Source organism: Actinoplanes sp. TBRC 11911 (assembly GCF_012933445.1).
In the GTDB taxonomy this organism is placed as follows: Bacteria; Actinomycetota; Actinomycetes; order Mycobacteriales; family Micromonosporaceae; genus Actinoplanes.
Window position 1 is genome coordinate 151,040 of record NZ_JABBNC010000015.1, and the last position, 14,401, is coordinate 165,440.

The window sequence follows — 14,401 nt, forward strand, 5'->3', positions numbered from 1 at the left end:
ACGGCCCCGGAGTTTTCGCCACCCTGAGTGCAACAACATCTCCGCGCGCCACACCGGCCGGTGCGGGCCGTCAGCGGACGCAAACCTTCCATTTGCCGTCCTCTTTGGCCATCGGCAATTCCAATGCCTCCTCGGCGCCGGTGCCGACGGTCAGCTCCATCTGGACGTCGGCGCGCCAGGACAGATTCCACAGGGTGACTTTCGTGTTGACGACCCGTTCCCCGCTGACGCCCTTGCCGCGCACGTAGGTCGCGAACGCGTCATGGCTGCTCTTGGAGTCGCTCGCCGTGCAGACGTACTGCAGCGCGCGGCCGTCGTCCTGCGCGATCACCGCCGCGACGTACGCCTCGGCCGCGTTGCCAGCCGGCTTGACCTGCCCGGCGGTCAGGGCGAAGACGGCCACGCCGCCGCAGCCACAGCACAACACCAGCGTGCCCGCCACCAGGGCAACGATCAGCCCCCACCGTCGCCGCGGCCGGGGAGGTGGCAGAAAGGGCGGACCGTAAGGCGGAGTCGCCGTCATACCGAAATCATAGACATCAATGCACAGGTCGCGTCATCCCGACGTGCAGACGTTTCCGCACGCGTTCCCCCGCCCCGCACCGCCACCCGAGCCCTCGCCTACGCCCAGCGCGGCGGCGCCCGCCGCTCGCGCGGTGCAACCCGCTCGGGCGCGCGGATCCCGCCACCGCCACCGCCGTCGTCGCCACAGTCGTCGTCGCCACCACTGGTGCTGCTGCCACCGCCGCAGTCGCCGCGGTTGCTGCGACTACCGGCGCTACTCCCGCAACTGCCGCCGAGATGGCCAACGCGCCGCACCTGTCGCCAGGTCAGCTCGGGCTAGTCCATCCGATCCCACTATGTGATGATCCCGGCCATATCCTGGGATTTCTGGAGACCTTGGAAACTTACGCCCACATGCGAGCCATAAATCTCCAAGGTCTACGAAATGCAAGGGAAAGCGGTCGAACAAAAGTCGCAAAGGGGAAGATAAGACCCTCTACTGTGGACCCGGGTCTCACATTGCGGTCCCGGTCGCCACAATGTGGTCGCCAGTCTCGCCGCGTGTAACTGTTCAGCTGGTTCTGTCGGCCGGGAGTCCCCGTGTGAGGCGGCGCCGCCAGGCCCGGGCACGTCCCAGCTCCCCACAGTGGCCGCCCCACTCGGGTGTGGGCAGTAGCGACGCCTGGGGGGCTGTGGCTCCCCACACCGTGGCCACTCTCACCCACGTGTGGGGAGTCGCGACGGCGGGGAGGCTGTGGCTCCCCACACCGTGGCCACCCTTACCCACGTGTGGGGACTCGCGACGGCGGGGAGGCCGTGGTTCCCCACACCGTGGCGAACCCACAGCGGGTGTGGGCACCCGTCACGGCCGGAACGTCTGAGCTCCCCACAGCGACGGCCCTCAGGTCCGCCACGCGAGGCCAACGCATCGCAGGGTGAGCGGCGAGAACCAGCTGAACAGTTCCGCCGCGCGGACACGGGTCCCACATTGTGAAACTGTGCACGTGGTTTGGTCGCAGTCCTGCCGAAGCTGGCCAGGCGGGGAAGTCACGACGTCAGCAGGACGCGGCTGCCCACACCGACAGTGGCCCCTTGTGCGTGTGGGGAGTTGCGACGGCCGGGGCGGCGTAGTTGCCCGCGCCAAGAGGCGCCGCGCGCGGGTGTGGGGTGGCCGGAGCATATCCGCCGTGGTGGTGGAGTTACGGCGGCTAGGGGGCGCGGCTAGACACACCGAGGGCGGCCGCACGCACGCCTGGGCCCGTTGACCCGGCCGGCTTGGCGGCCGCTCGCTGCGCCTGCCTGGCTCGCTGCGCCTGCCTGGCTCGCTGCGCCTGCCTGGCTCGCTGCGCCTGCCGCGCTCGCCGCGCATCGACGGCCGCTGCGTCGCGATGGGAGCGTCGGCTCGAAGCGTGAGATCTGCCCGATCCACCGGTCGCCCACGGCGGATGGTTGCAGCCCCCGGCCTCAACGAGATCGAGCCGCCGGGGCATCGAGTTCGCGACAAGGTCCGGAATAACGGGAATGGGAGATGATCTTCACATCGGAGCATCGCTCCCTTCTATTCGCCCTACCATCGCCGCATGCACCAGAAACATTATCGCAACGCATTCATCGACAGCTCCCGGTGGGACGACATTGCGCTGCGCGAGGGTGACATCATCCTCACCACCCCGCCGAAAACGGGCACCACCTGGATGCAGATGATCTGCGCGTTACTCATTTTTCAGACGCCGGAACTGCCGCGTCCCCTCGGTGAGATCTCCGTCTGGCCGGACTTCCTCGTGCACCCCCGCGAGGAGGTTCTGGCCGAGCTGGACGGTCAGCGGCACCGGCGGGTCATCAAGACGCACACCCCGCTGGACGGCCTCCCGTACGACGAGCGGGTCACCTACCTGACGATCGGCCGCGAGCCCCGTGACGTCGGCGTTTCCACCGACAACCACATGTCGAACATGCATCTGGGGAAGGTGTTCGCGGCGTTCGCGGCCAGCATGGCGGCCGAGGGCGCCGAGGTGCCGGCGTTGCCCGAGATGCCGCCGCCGCCCGAGTCCGTGCACGACCGCTTCCGCGCCTGGGTGGACGACCCCGGCTACATGTCCGGCCTGCCGATGTTCCTGCACCACCTGGACACTCTCTGGCAGGTCCGGGACCGGCCGAACGTGGTGCTGACGCACTACCAGCAGCTGCAGGACGACCTGGCCGCCTCGATGCGGTCGCTGGCCGCGAAGCTGGACATCGAGGTCCCCGAGCAGAAGTGGCCGGAGCTCGTCGAGGCGGCGACGTTCGACAGCATGAAGCGGCGCGAGGACGACGTGATCCCGAACCGCGACCTGTGGGTGGACAAGGCCCGCTTCCTGCACAAAGGCACCAGCGGCCAGTGGCGGTCGGTGCTCGACGAGGACGACGTCGCGTACTACCGCAAGCAGGTCGTGACGCTCGCCGACCCGGACCTGCTCGCCTGGGTCCAGCAGGGCCAGGACTGAGCCTGACGTGATCTAGGTCCCGCCGGCGGCGCCGTACCGACTTTCGTGTTACTGTCGTTTACACGAAAGTCGGCACGGCATTTTCGCGGACCGTTCACGAATGCTTTCCGCGTACCCGGAAAAAGGAACCGGAGCGACCAAGTTCCTCCTCGATCCGAATGAGCTGATTGTATTTCGCGGTCCGGTCGCTGCGGGACAACGAACCCGTTTTTATCTGCCCGCATCCGGTCGCGACCGCGAGATCGGCAATGGTCGTGTCCTCGGTCTCGCCGGAACGATGCGAGATCACCACCCGATAGCCGGCGCGGTGGGCGGTGTCCACAGTGTGCAGTGTCTCGGTCAGGGTGCCGATCTGGTTGAGCTTCACCAGGATCGCGTTCGCGTAGCCGCCCTCGATGCCGTCGCGCAGCCGGTCCGCGTCGGTGCAGAAGACGTCGTCGCCGACCAGTTGCAGCCGGTCCCCGGCCTCGGCGGTCAGCTTCCGCCAGCCGGCGAAGTCGTCCTCGGCCATCGGGTCCTCGATCGAGCTGATCGGATACCGGCCGGCCAGCTCCAGCAGGTACGCGATGTGCTCGTCCACCGAACGGGTGCGGCCCTCACCGGCGTACCGGTAGGCACCGTCCTTGAAGAACTCGGAGCTCGCCGGGTCGAGGCAGACCGTGATGTCGACGCCCGGCCGGTAGTCGGACTCCTCGATCGCCCGCACCACGAACCGCAGCGCCTCGTCGGCGTCGCTGAAGTTCGGCGCGAAGCCGCCCTCGTCGCCGACGTTGGTGCTGTGCCCGGCCGCGGCCAGCTGGCGGCGCAGCGTGTGGAACACCTCGGAGCCCATCCGCACCGCCTCGGCGAACGTCGGCGCGCCGACCGGGGCGATCATGAACTCCTGGAAGTCGAGCGGGTTGTCCGCGTGCGCGCCACCGTTGACGATGTTCATCATCGGCACCGGCAGCACCCGCGCCCCGGCACCGCCGACATAGCGGTAGAGCGGCAGCCGATGCGCCTGCGCCGCGGCCTTGACCGTCGCGAGCGACACGCCCAGGATCGCGTTCGCGCCGAGCCGGCCCTTGTCCTTGGTGCCGTCCAACTCGATCATCGTCGCGTCGATCAGGGCCTGGTCCTCGGCGTCCAGGCCGGTCACCGCGTGGGCGATCTCGCCGTTGACCGCGGCGACGGCCTTGCCCACACCCTTGCCGTGGAACCGGCTCGGGTCGTTGTCGCGCAGCTCGACCGCCTCGTTCGCGCCGGTCGACGCCCCGGACGGCACGGCGGCCCGCCCCAAGGATCCGTCCGCGAGCACCACATCGACCTCGACGCTCGGATTGCCCCGGCTGTCGAGGATCTGCCGTCCGATCACCCGGCTGATCGCCGTCATCGCATACTCCCTGGTCCCGTTGTCGTTGCCGGATCAGAGTGGCGTCTGCGAGGCCGGGCTGTCACCGCGATCAGAAGCACGTTGACCCGTACCCCGAGGGGCGGGTTTAGGGTGCGCGCCGGTTGTGAAGAACTTCACGAGCGAATCGGCCGCTGTCACATCCGGCGTCTCGCGAGCGTCTCCCCACGGCGTACCAAATGACCGGGGGTTTGTGATGAAGGACGAAGCCGATGTGATCGTCGTCGGTGCGGGGCCGGGCGGGTCGGCGGCGGCCTACCACCTGGCGCGGCACGGGCTTCGGGTGCTGCTGCTGGAGAAGACCCGGTTCCCGCGCGAGAAGGTGTGCGGCGACGGGCTGACCCCGCGCGGCGTCCGGCAACTGGTCCGGATGGGCGTGGACACCTCCGAGGAAGCCGGCTGGGTGCACCTCAAGGGGCTGCGCGTGAACGGCGGCGGCGTCCGGCTCGAACTGGACTGGCCCGAACTGGCGAGCTTCGCCGGCTACGGACTGGCCCGCACCCGGGTGGACTTCGACGATCTGCTGGCCCGGCGCGCGGTCGAGGCGGGCGCGATCCTGCACACCGGCGTGCACGTCACCGGTCCGGTGCTGGACGAGGGCCGGGCGGCCGGGGTGACGGCGATGCGCGGCGACGAACCGGTCGAGTTCCGCGCGCCGCTGGTCATCGCGGCCGACGGCGTCTCCGGGAAGCTGCCGCTCGCGATGGGCCTGGCCAAACGCGACGACCGGCCACTGGGCGTCGCGGTCCGCCGCTACTACACGTCACCGGTCCGGGCCGACGACCACTACATGGAGTCCTGGCTGGACCTGCACGGCGCGCAGGACCCCAAGCGGCTGCTCCCCGGTTACAGCTGGTGCTGGTCGGTGGGGGATGGCCGGGTCAACGTGGGCCTCGGCATCCTCAACTCGTCCGCCGCCTTCGGCAAGACGAACTATCGCGCGCTGCTCACCGACTGGCTGACGACGACCCCGGCCGAGTGGGGCATGCGCGACGAGACCAACGCCGAGGGACCGATCCTGGGAGCCGCGCTGCCGATGGGCTTCAACCGGGTGCCGCATTACACGCGCGGCCTGATGCTGGTCGGTGACTCCGGCGGCATGGTCAACCCGATGAACGGCGAGGGGATCGCGTACGCGATGGAGTCCGGCGAACTGGCCGCGGAGGTTGCCGCCGGTGCCCTGGCCCGGCCGGCCGGCCCGGACCGCGAGCAGGCCCTGCGCGCCTACCCGGCCGAGATGAGCCGGCGGTTCGGCGGTTATTACCGGCTGGGCGGGGTTTTCGTGAAGCTGATCGGAAACCCGCACATCATGCGGCTCGCCACCCAGCACGGGCTGCCGCATCCGACGCTGATGCGTTTCGTGCTGAAGCTGCTGGCGAACCTCACCGACCCCCATGACGGCGATGCCATGGACCGCATCATCAACGGATTGTCCAAGGTGGCGCCGTCCGTTTAAGCGGGGTGGTTCAACCGGCTCCGGTGATTCTTATCGCGGGCTCCAAGGCAGGTCGTCGAAATACGCTCGAACCGGCGCACCCTTTTCCGAAGGAGCTGTCGGTGTCCCCTGCGATCCTTGTCATCGAGCCCGAGTCGTCCGGTTCCGAAATCATCAGGGCGGCGGCCGCACTAGGTTACTCGTCGGTGATTTTCGAAAGTCGTCCGCTCGCCGAGATCACCGCGTCGGCCCGGGACGCCGTCGCCAACGGTCTGGCCACCTATCGGCGGGTCGAGACCGGCTCGGTGCGGGCGACCGTGGCCGCCGCGCAGGAGCTCGCCGCGATCACCGACCTGGTCGCCGTGATTCCCGGGTTCGAGCTGGCCGTCCCGCTGGCCGCGGCGGTGGCGGCCAAGCTCGGGCTGCCCGGCGTCGACCCGGTGGCCGCCGAAGGACTCCGCGACAAGCGCCGGATGAAAGAGGTGCTGCGGGCGGCCGGCGTGCCGGTCAGCCGTTTTGCGCCGCTGGACCCGGCGAATGCCGGCGACGAGGAATTCGCCGCGATCGAGGAGGCCGTCGGATATCCCGCCGTGGTCAAGCCGGTCGACGGATCCGGGAGTGTTTTCGTGCGCCGGGTTGACGACCGCGTTTCGCTGCGCGAGGCGGTCGACGCGGTACAAGCAATTGACGCTATGGGCCGCCGGCTCGCCGAAAAGGTTCTCGTCGAGTCGTATGTCACCGGGCCCGAATTCAGCGTCGAGGGTTACGTCCAGAATGGCGAAACCCTCGTCGTGTCGGTGACCGCGAAAATGCTCGGCCCGGAACCCCAGTTCGTCGAGATCGGGCACACGGTCGAGGCCGATCTGGCGCGCGCGGAGCGTGCCGTCCTGGCCGAGACGGCAACGCAGGCCGTACGCGCGCTGGGCATGACGGTCGGCGTCTTCCACGTCGAGGTGCGGCTCTCGGCCGGCGGCCCGATGATCATGGAGGTCGGCGGGCGGCTCGCCGGCGACCGCATCCCCGCCCTGATCGAGGCGGTGCACGGCGTCGATCTGCCGACGGTGAACGTCGAGGTCCTGGCCGGACGCCAGGTGGCGGTGGATTCGCCGCTGCCGACGCGGGGCGTGGCCGGCGTGCGGTATTTCATCGCGAAGCAGCCGTCCGTGCTGGCCGAGCGCGAGGAGTTGCACGACCGGCTGACGAAGTTGCCCGGCTGCCGGGAAGTGGTCTGGACCTTCCCGCCCGACGCCACGCTGGAACCGGCGGCCGACTTCCGGCACCGCTTCGGGCACATCCTCGTCGTGGCCGCCGACCGGCCGGCGCTGCGCGCGACCCTGGCCGAGGCCGATCGTCAGGTCGCTGCGGCGCTACGGCCGCTGTGATGCGGCGGGGCCGGTCCCGATCGGACCGGCCCCGTATCACCGCTGGTCAGTGAACCTCGACCTGATTGCGGTCGAACGCCACGTAGCCGCTGAAGTCGTGACCGACCCGCTTGATCGCGCCCGGGCGCGGGGTGGGGTAGCTCCAGGCCGCATCCGCGAACTTGCCGTCCGGCGTCGTCACGTCGTGGTACTGGGCGACGCCCTTCCACGGACAGGTGTACGGCGTGTCACTGTCCGTCAAGGCCTCGTCCACCAGCGAGGACGGCGGGAAATAGGCGTTGCCCTCGATCCGGACGATGTCACTGTCGGTGGCCTCAGCGATGACTTTTCCATTGATCGTTGCCTGCACGGTGCTGCTCCTGATCGCGACGGAAACTACTGCCTGATTAGTTAGCGCCGGCGCGTACGACGGACGTACCCACCTGTGCGCAACCTCACCGCTCGCCGCCGGGACCGGGCAGCACCCGACGGGCCGCCCGAACCATGAACGACTTCGGCATCTGCCAAACCCCGCGATCCTCGTACGCCCACGCGTACGTCAAAAACCCGTCCCGGATGCAGGTCAGCAGGTCAGGGGTGTCGAGTTCGGCGGCGGACCACGCGTAGAGCCGGGCCAGCCGTGGCGTGATCACCCCGTAGTCCAGGACCCGGCCGAATCCGAGCTCGGCGCGAAGGTAGGTGGCGACGTCGTCGCGCAGCGGGTACTCGTCCGGAAGCACGCGCGAGAGCTGCAGGAATATGCCGGTCATGCCCAGCCGGGGGTCGCCCAGCAGCGGGGCCAGCGGGCGCAGCCAGCCCAGCGCGATCCGTGGCGCCGCGACCAGCGCGTGCGCGTACAGCACCCGGCAGAGCACGACGTTCATGAAGAAGCGCTCGGCCGCGTTCTCCGCCTCCGCGAGGTCCCGGTGCTCGAGGTAGGCGGCGACCACGCTCCCGTTGTGCGCGCGGTACCAGCTCCGGGCGGTCGGCTGCCGGGCGAACGACGTCCAGAACTCGACGGTGCGCGAGGACGCCGGGCCGGGCACGTTTCCGCTCAGGGCCACGGCCTCGCAGCCGTCCCGCAGGATGCGCTCGTTCACCGTCCGCCACCAGGGGCTCCCCGAGGCCGGCCGCAGCAGTCCCCGGCGCAGTTGCCATTTCATGAACGACATGGCGGCCCGGCGGAACGGCAGATGCCGCGGCGCGTTGCCGTACGGGCCGTCATAGCAGCGCCGCATCAGCGCGAGCCGGGCGGCCGGATCGTCACGAACCGCGGCGACCCGCTGCTCCGCCCACGCGGCGGACGTCTCCGTCATACCAGCACTGTCGCACACCCCATCGATGGATTCCTCGCCGATCACTTCACGGTGCAAGTGTTGAGCGGTAAAAGTCACTTAAACCGTGAAGTCAGTACGGGTTACGATGACGTCATGGAGTCGATCTTCAACCCGCGGGTGCACGCGGGCGCGTACGACGAGTTCCTCATCGAGGCGCTGCCACGCGCGCGTGCCCAGCGCGCCTGGACGCCGGACGACGGGGCGTTCCCGGCCCTCTACCTGAGCCACGGCGCACCGCCCCTGTTCAACGACGGGCACTGGCAGCGCCAGCTGTTCGACTGGGCGCAGCGCCGGCCCAAGCCGCGGAGCATCCTCATCGTGTCCGCGCACTGGGAGACGGCCCCGCTCTCACTGTCCGCGACCGCGGCGGCGACCCCGCTGGTGTACGACTTCGGCGGCTTCCACCCGCGCTACTACGCCATGAAGTACCCGACCCCGGACGTCGCCGGCCTGGCCGCCCGGGTCGCCGCCGTGATGCCCGACGGTGAGCCGGTGTATCAGCACGCCAGCCGGGGGTTGGACCACGGCGCCTGGGTGCCGCTGATGGCCATGTATCCGCTGGCCGACGTCCCGGTGCTGCAGATGAGCATGCCCACCGCCGACCCGGACCGGCTGATGAGCATCGGCGCGCGCCTGCGGGAATTGCGCTCCGAGGGTGTGCTGGTCATCGGCTCGGGGTACACCACGCACGGGTTGCCGTTCCTCACCAGGGAGATGGTGTTCGGCCACGTGCCCGCCTGGTCGTCCGACTTCGACGCGTGGATCGCCGACGCTTTGGGGCGTGGCGACGTCGACGCGCTGGCCGCGTACACGCGGGCGCCGGGCATGCCGTACGCGCACCCCACACCCGAGCACTACATCCCGATCTTCGTCACGCTGGGTGCCGCGGCCGACCCCACCCGCCCGGTCACGACCATCGTCGACGGCTACAGCACGGGCTTCTCCAAGCGCTCCTTCGAAACCATCGATTAGCCGGATATTTCCTAGGTTGCGGGCCGGCGGGGTTGCGCCGCCGGCTGACGCAAGGCGCACCGCGATCCGTGCACCCGCCGGGCCGCCCAGCCAGTAGTAGCGCTGTAGAGCGGCGCGTGCGCTTGTGCCGACCGGAAGGGCAGCCCAGACCGTTGCGGCCGACCACGCTACGCAATCGGCGAGCGTGCGGCGACTGCGCTGCGTGATCGGCGAGCGTTGGGCTAACTGCACTGCGCAAATCGGCGAGCGTTGGGCTGACTGCGATGCGTAGTCGGCGAGCGTTGCGGCTGACTGCGATGCGTAGTCGGGGGTGCGCTGCGGCTGACCGGGATGCGTAATCGCGGACCGCCGGGGTCGACCGGGATGCGCAATGGGAAGCGTTGCGGCCGACCGGGATGCGCAATCGCGGACCGCCGCGGTCGACCGGGATGCGTGATCGGGGTGCGCCGCGGCTGACCGGGATGCGTGATCGGGGTGCGCCGCGGCTGACCGGGATGCGTAATCGCGGACCGCCGGGGTCGACCGGGATGCGCAATGGGGAGCGTTGCGGCCGACCGCGATGCGCAATCGGGGACCGCCGCGGCCGAGGATATCGCCATGGTCGCGGTGATCTCTGTGGCGAGGCGCGCCGCTTCCTGCCCTGAGCTCGCCGGGGCAACCCGGCGCAGCACCCCTCCGCCTTGCCGCGTTCCCGCTTTGTGGGACATCGCAGCCACATCGTGGGCTTTTGGCGAACCTTGGAGAGTTGCGCCCACATACGAGCCATAACTCTCCAAGGTTCACATCTGGCCGGTAAAACCCGCCGTGCGAAAGCCGCATTAGCGGACAAATATTACTCCACAATGGACAGGAATCCCACATGGCGGACCCTGAGCCCAGGACGTGGTCGCCGGTCTCAGTATCCGGCCGCGAGTCCCACGAATTGGAAGCGCCGCGTGCTAATCGCCGGGCGCTGCGGCCCAGCGCTGCTGCTTCGTGTGCTTGCCCGACTTCGTGATCCGCGGCGGGCCGCGGCGCGCCGCGTGGAACGGGAGCGCGCGGCGGGCCGCGGCGCGGTTACTGGACCGCGAGCGCGCGGTGGGCTGGCGGCGCGCCGCGTGGAACGGGAGCGCGCGGCGGGCCGCGGCGCGGTTACTGGACCGCGAGCGCGCGGTGGGCTGGCGGCGCGCTGCTGGACCGCGAGCGCGCGGCGGCCGGCGGCGTGCTGCTGGAACGCCGCCGGCCGCCGCGGTCATGCCGGGGGTCCCGGGCCAGGCAACTGCCAGACATATCCGATATGTCCGGCATGGTGAGGAGCTGGGGTGGGTAGGAGGGCTGGGCGGGTGAGAGGAGCTGGGGTCGGTGGGAGGGCTGGGCGGGTGAGAGGAGCTGGGGTCGGTGGGAGGGCTGGGCGGGTGAGAGGAGCTGGGCGGCGTGGCGAGGGGCTGGGAGTGCGGTCCGCGCGCGGAGCGCTGGTCGCGCACGCCCGCTGAGTGCGATCAGGACCTAACCCGCTAAGACGGGCGGGTGTGGCCGTGGGCGTCGTGCGGGAGGTCGGCGTAGTGCCACTGGTGGTCGCGGGCGTGGCGGCAGGCCGTTTCGAGGTCGCCTTGCTCGATGGACTTGAGCAGGGCTGCGTGGTCGCGGGCGATGTCGGTCAGCTTCACCTCGGCGGCCACCATGGTCACCGTCGTGCGGGCCTCGATCTGCAGCGCCTCCCAGGACAGCTTCAGCAGCTCGTTGCCGGCCGCGTCGATGATGTGGCGGTGGAAGGCCACGCTGGCCCGGGCCGCGGCGTTGTCGTCCGCGGCCCGGGCGGCGGCGCGCATGGCCTTCACCTCCGCGCGCAGCGCCTGCACCGGCACGGTTCCGTGCAGCATCGCCAGGCGGGTGGCGGTCTCCTCCAGGGCGGCCCGCACCACGTAGCTCTCGCGCAGCGTCTGCTGGACGAAATGCCGCACGAAGGTGCCCCGCCGTGGCCGGGTCTCGACCATGCGCATGGCCTCGAGCTCGCGCAGCGCCTCCCGCACCGGGCCCTGGCTGGTGCCGTAGCTCGCGGCGAGACGGGTCTCGACGAGCCGCTCGCCGGGCGCGATCTCGCCGGACACGATCCGGACCACGAGCGAGTCGCGGATCTGGTGCGCCAGCGTCAGGCGCGACACCGGCAGCAACGCGGGGGAGGTCATGGCGGCCATGATAGGCGTCGATGCTTGACGCGGCCGTACGCCCGGCCCTAACGTCCTGATAGTCAATTATCGATATTCCCACGATGTGGGGAGGGCCCGGGCGCATGATCACGGCCGTACGGATTCCCGGGTCCCTCGCGTCCGCGGCCGAGTACGCCGCCGCCGGTGGCTGGATCATGGCGGGCGGCACGGTCGTCATGGCGCAGGTCAACAACGGGTCGGTGGACGCGTCCGAGCTGATCAGCCTGCGGGCCGCGGGCCTGTCCGGCATCCGGGTGGCCGACGACATGGTGCACATCGGCGCGACGACCACGTTCCGTGAGGTCGCCGAGCTGGAGTTCCTCGCCGACGCGGTGCGCACGATCGCCTCGCCGTCGATCCGTAACCTGGCGACCGTCGGGGGCAACCTCTTCGTTCCCCAGCCGTACGGGGATTTCGCCGTCTGTCTGCTCGCCCTGGACGCCACCGTCCACATTGCCGGCTCCGGCGAGAACCGTGCGGCGAAGGTCGGCGAGCCGCTCGCCCGAGGTGAGATCGTCACCGGGGTGTCGTTCGCGCGCCCGGCCGCCGGCACCTGGTTCTACCGCAAGGCGATGCGCCGCAAGCTCAACTCCGCCGCCATCGTCGCGGTCGCCGCGGTGGTGCACACCGAGGGCGGCGTGGTGAGCTCCGCGCGGATCGCCCTCGGCGGTGTCGCGCCCCGGCCCGTGCGCGCCGTGTCCGCCGAACGGGTGCTCGTCGGACGCTGGCTGGACGCGGCGGCGCTGGACGAGGCGGGTGCCGCGGCCCGCGCGGACATCGAACCGTTCGACGACGCGTACGCCAGTGCCTGGTATCGCACCCGCGTCCTCCCGGTCCATCTGCGCCGGGCCGTCCTGCGCTGAGAAAGGCTCACGGCATGGCGTCAACGGTGGTTTCGCTGCGACTCAACGGCCGGCCGGCCGAGTTCCTGGCCCGTCCCGGCACGTCGCTGCTGTCCAGCCTGCGCGATTCGCTCGGGCTGATGGCCGCCAAGCGTGGCTGCGCCCAGGGCGGCTGCGGCACGTGCACGGTGCTGCTCGACGGCCGGCCGGTGATGTCGTGCCTGGTGGCGGTCGAGACCATCGAGGGCGCCTCGGTCCGGACGCTGGAGGGGGTGGCCGCCGACGACGGCCGGCTCGACGCGGTGCAGAGCGCGTTCCTGGACGGGTTCGCGACCCAGTGCGGATTCTGCACCGCCGGCATGATCATGGTGGCCGAGTCGCTGCTCGCGGGGAACCCGGATCCGAGCCGCGACGAGGTGGTCGAGGCCATCTCCGGCAACGTCTGCCGATGTACCGGCTACGCCTCGATCATCGCGGCGATCCTGGACGCCGCACGGCGCAAGCGCGAGGTGGATGTCGTATGACCAGCCTCGACAAAACCTTCTTTCCCGGCGAACAACGCGACGACTTCACCGTCATCGGCTCGGTGACGCAACGCGCCGACGCGCTCGGGCACGTCACCGGCCGCACCGCGTTCTTCGAGGACCTCACCCCGCCCGGCCTGCTGCACCTGAAGATGGCCCGCTCGCAACGCCACCACGCGCGGATCGCCGGCGTCGATCTGAGCGACGCGCTCGCGGTCGACGGCGTCGTGCGGATCCTGACCCACGCCGACATCCCGAACAACCTCTACACGCCGCTCAAGCTGATCGGCGTCGAGCCGGACGACGAGCCGATCCTGGCCGAGGACACGGTCCGCTACCTGGGTGACCCGATCTGCGCGGTGGTCGCCGAGACCGAGGCCGCGGCGTACGAGGCGGTGGCCCGGATCCGCGTCACCTACCAGGATCTGCCGGCCGTCTTCGACGTGGAGGAGGCGCTCGCCGAGGGCGCACCGCTGGTCAACGAATACCAGGGCCACAACTACTTCACGTACGAGGGGCACCACTGCCGGCGGCTCCGGTTCGGCGACGTGGACGAGGCGTTCGCGCGGGCCGACCACGTCTTCGAGTGGCGTTATGAGTCGGCGCCGATCGAGCACGCGCCGACCGAGACCACCGGCTGCATCGTCGTGCCCCAGCCGGACGGCCGGCTGCGGATCCACTCGGACACCCAGGCGTGCTTCTTCACGCTGGACAACACGGCCCTGATCCTGGGTACGCCGTTCAACAAGCTGCGCATCGTCGGCGGCACCGTGGGCGGCGGCTTCGGCGGCAAGGTCGACATCGTCGTCGAACCGGTCGCCTGCGTCGCCGCGATGCTGACCAACCGGCCGGTCAAGTTCGTCTACACCAGGTACGAGGAGATGCAGGTGTCCTCGCCCCGGGCGGCCGAGCGGATCTACATCAAGGACGCGGTCATGAACGACGGCCGCATCCTCGGTCGCAAGATCATCCTGTACGTCGACGCGGGTGCGTACGCGCGGCACAGCCCGTACGGCACCACAAAAGCGGCGGCACACATGCCCGGCCCGTACGCGATCCCGAATGTGTGGGCCGACTGCCACTGCGTGTTCACCAACCGCACCCCGTCCAGCGCCATGCGGGGTTTCGGCGTCACCATCGCGGACTTCGCGCTGGAGTCCCAGATGGACCGGATCGCCCGCGCGCTGGAGATGGACCCGTTGCGGCTCAGGTTGCTCAACGCGTACCGCGACGGGGACATGAAGGCGCATCGCAAGGTCGCCGAGGGCACCGCGCTGATCGAGGTCATCCAGAAGGCCGCCGCGATGGTGGGTCACGAGCTGCCCGCCGAGTTCCGGCGCATGTCGTCGGCGGAAGGGCGCTGAGTC

Annotated in this window: 12 protein-coding genes; 7 read left to right on the forward strand and 5 right to left on the reverse strand. The window is 69.9% G+C overall.

Translation table 11 applies throughout. The features are described from left to right. Positions 1-70: 70 nt before the first annotated feature. On the reverse strand, positions 71-442 hold the full coding sequence (locus HH310_RS21705) for a hypothetical protein (RefSeq protein WP_169177429.1): 372 nt from the start codon (positions 440-442) through the stop codon (positions 71-73). A gap of 1,642 nt (positions 443-2,084) precedes the next feature. Here HH310_RS21705 and HH310_RS21710 point away from each other — a divergent pair. Then, positions 2,085-2,987 carry a sulfotransferase domain-containing protein gene (locus HH310_RS21710; protein ID WP_169177430.1) on the forward strand — a complete coding sequence of 301 codons (903 nt, stop codon included), beginning with the start codon at positions 2,085-2,087 and terminating at the stop codon, positions 2,985-2,987. A 94-nt stretch (positions 2,988-3,081) separates the two neighbouring features. Here HH310_RS21710 and eno read toward each other — a convergent pair whose 3' ends face one another. Then, positions 3,082-4,359 carry a phosphopyruvate hydratase gene (eno, locus tag HH310_RS21715; protein ID WP_169177431.1) on the reverse strand — a complete coding sequence of 426 codons (1,278 nt, stop codon included), beginning with the start codon at positions 4,357-4,359 and terminating at the stop codon, positions 3,082-3,084. 214 nt (positions 4,360-4,573) lie between these two features. Here eno and HH310_RS21720 point away from each other — a divergent pair, with 214 nt between their 5' ends. Further along, positions 4,574-5,833, forward strand: coding sequence for a geranylgeranyl reductase family protein (locus HH310_RS21720; RefSeq protein ID WP_169177432.1), 1,260 nt, complete (start codon positions 4,574-4,576; stop codon positions 5,831-5,833). 101 nt (positions 5,834-5,934) lie between these two features. After that, on the forward strand, positions 5,935-7,194 hold the full coding sequence (locus tag HH310_RS21725) for an ATP-grasp domain-containing protein (RefSeq protein ID WP_169177433.1): 1,260 nt from the start codon (positions 5,935-5,937) through the stop codon (positions 7,192-7,194). A gap of 46 nt (positions 7,195-7,240) precedes the next feature. Here HH310_RS21725 and HH310_RS21730 read toward each other — a convergent pair whose 3' ends face one another. Continuing rightward, complete coding sequence (locus tag HH310_RS21730; RefSeq protein WP_169177434.1) at positions 7,241-7,543, reverse strand: DUF427 domain-containing protein; 303 nt, start codon at positions 7,541-7,543, stop codon at positions 7,241-7,243. Positions 7,544-7,628: 85 nt separating this feature from the next. Continuing rightward, a complete protein-coding gene (locus HH310_RS21735; protein ID WP_169177435.1) occupies positions 7,629-8,489 on the reverse strand; it encodes a hypothetical protein in 861 nt (286 codons plus the stop codon). A 114-nt stretch (positions 8,490-8,603) separates the two neighbouring features. Here HH310_RS21735 and HH310_RS21740 point away from each other — a divergent pair, with 114 nt between their 5' ends. After that, positions 8,604-9,482, forward strand: coding sequence for a dioxygenase (locus HH310_RS21740; protein ID WP_169177436.1), 879 nt, complete (start codon positions 8,604-8,606; stop codon positions 9,480-9,482). A gap of 1,493 nt (positions 9,483-10,975) precedes the next feature. Here HH310_RS21740 and HH310_RS21745 read toward each other — a convergent pair. Beyond that, entirely contained in the window at positions 10,976-11,647 is a 672-nt protein-coding gene (locus tag HH310_RS21745; RefSeq protein ID WP_169177437.1) for a GntR family transcriptional regulator, read from the reverse strand. A 104-nt stretch (positions 11,648-11,751) separates the two neighbouring features. Here HH310_RS21745 and HH310_RS21750 point away from each other — a divergent pair, with 104 nt between their 5' ends. Genes HH310_RS21750 through HH310_RS45440 form a run of 3 tightly spaced genes read left to right on the forward strand, consistent with a single transcriptional unit; the run spans position 11,752 to position 14,398 of the window. After that, the gene (locus HH310_RS21750) at positions 11,752-12,531 is read left to right on the forward strand and encodes a xanthine dehydrogenase family protein subunit M (protein ID WP_169177438.1); all 780 of its coding nucleotides are present in this window, start codon (positions 11,752-11,754) and stop codon (positions 12,529-12,531) included. Positions 12,532-12,545: 14 nt separating this feature from the next. Next, positions 12,546-13,034, forward strand: coding sequence for a (2Fe-2S)-binding protein (locus tag HH310_RS21755; RefSeq protein ID WP_169177439.1), 489 nt, complete (start codon positions 12,546-12,548; stop codon positions 13,032-13,034). Next, positions 13,031-14,398: a molybdopterin cofactor-binding domain-containing protein gene (locus tag HH310_RS45440; RefSeq protein WP_169177440.1), complete on the forward strand. Its 1,368-nt coding sequence runs from the start codon at positions 13,031-13,033 to the stop codon at positions 14,396-14,398. Before HH310_RS21755 ends, HH310_RS45440 begins: the two co-directional genes overlap by 4 nt. Positions 14,399-14,401 lie beyond the last annotated feature (3 nt).

Coding starts and splice junctions, on each gene's coding strand:
- HH310_RS21710 (WP_169177430.1), top strand. CDS start 2,085: ATGCACCAGAAACATTATCGCAACGCATTCATCGACAGCTCCCGGTGG.
- HH310_RS21755 (WP_169177439.1), top strand. CDS start 12,546: ATGGCGTCAACGGTGGTTTCGCTGCGACTCAACGGCCGGCCGGCCGAG.
- HH310_RS21740 (WP_169177436.1), top strand. CDS start 8,604: ATGGAGTCGATCTTCAACCCGCGGGTGCACGCGGGCGCGTACGACGAG.
- HH310_RS21735 (WP_169177435.1), bottom strand. CDS start 8,489: ATGACGGAGACGTCCGCCGCGTGGGCGGAGCAGCGGGTCGCCGCGGTT.
- HH310_RS21750 (WP_169177438.1), top strand. CDS start 11,752: ATGATCACGGCCGTACGGATTCCCGGGTCCCTCGCGTCCGCGGCCGAG.
- HH310_RS21745 (WP_169177437.1), bottom strand. CDS start 11,647: ATGACCTCCCCCGCGTTGCTGCCGGTGTCGCGCCTGACGCTGGCGCAC.
- eno (WP_169177431.1), bottom strand. CDS start 4,359: ATGACGGCGATCAGCCGGGTGATCGGACGGCAGATCCTCGACAGCCGG.
- HH310_RS21720 (WP_169177432.1), top strand. CDS start 4,574: ATGAAGGACGAAGCCGATGTGATCGTCGTCGGTGCGGGGCCGGGCGGG.
- HH310_RS45440 (WP_169177440.1), top strand. CDS start 13,031: ATGACCAGCCTCGACAAAACCTTCTTTCCCGGCGAACAACGCGACGAC.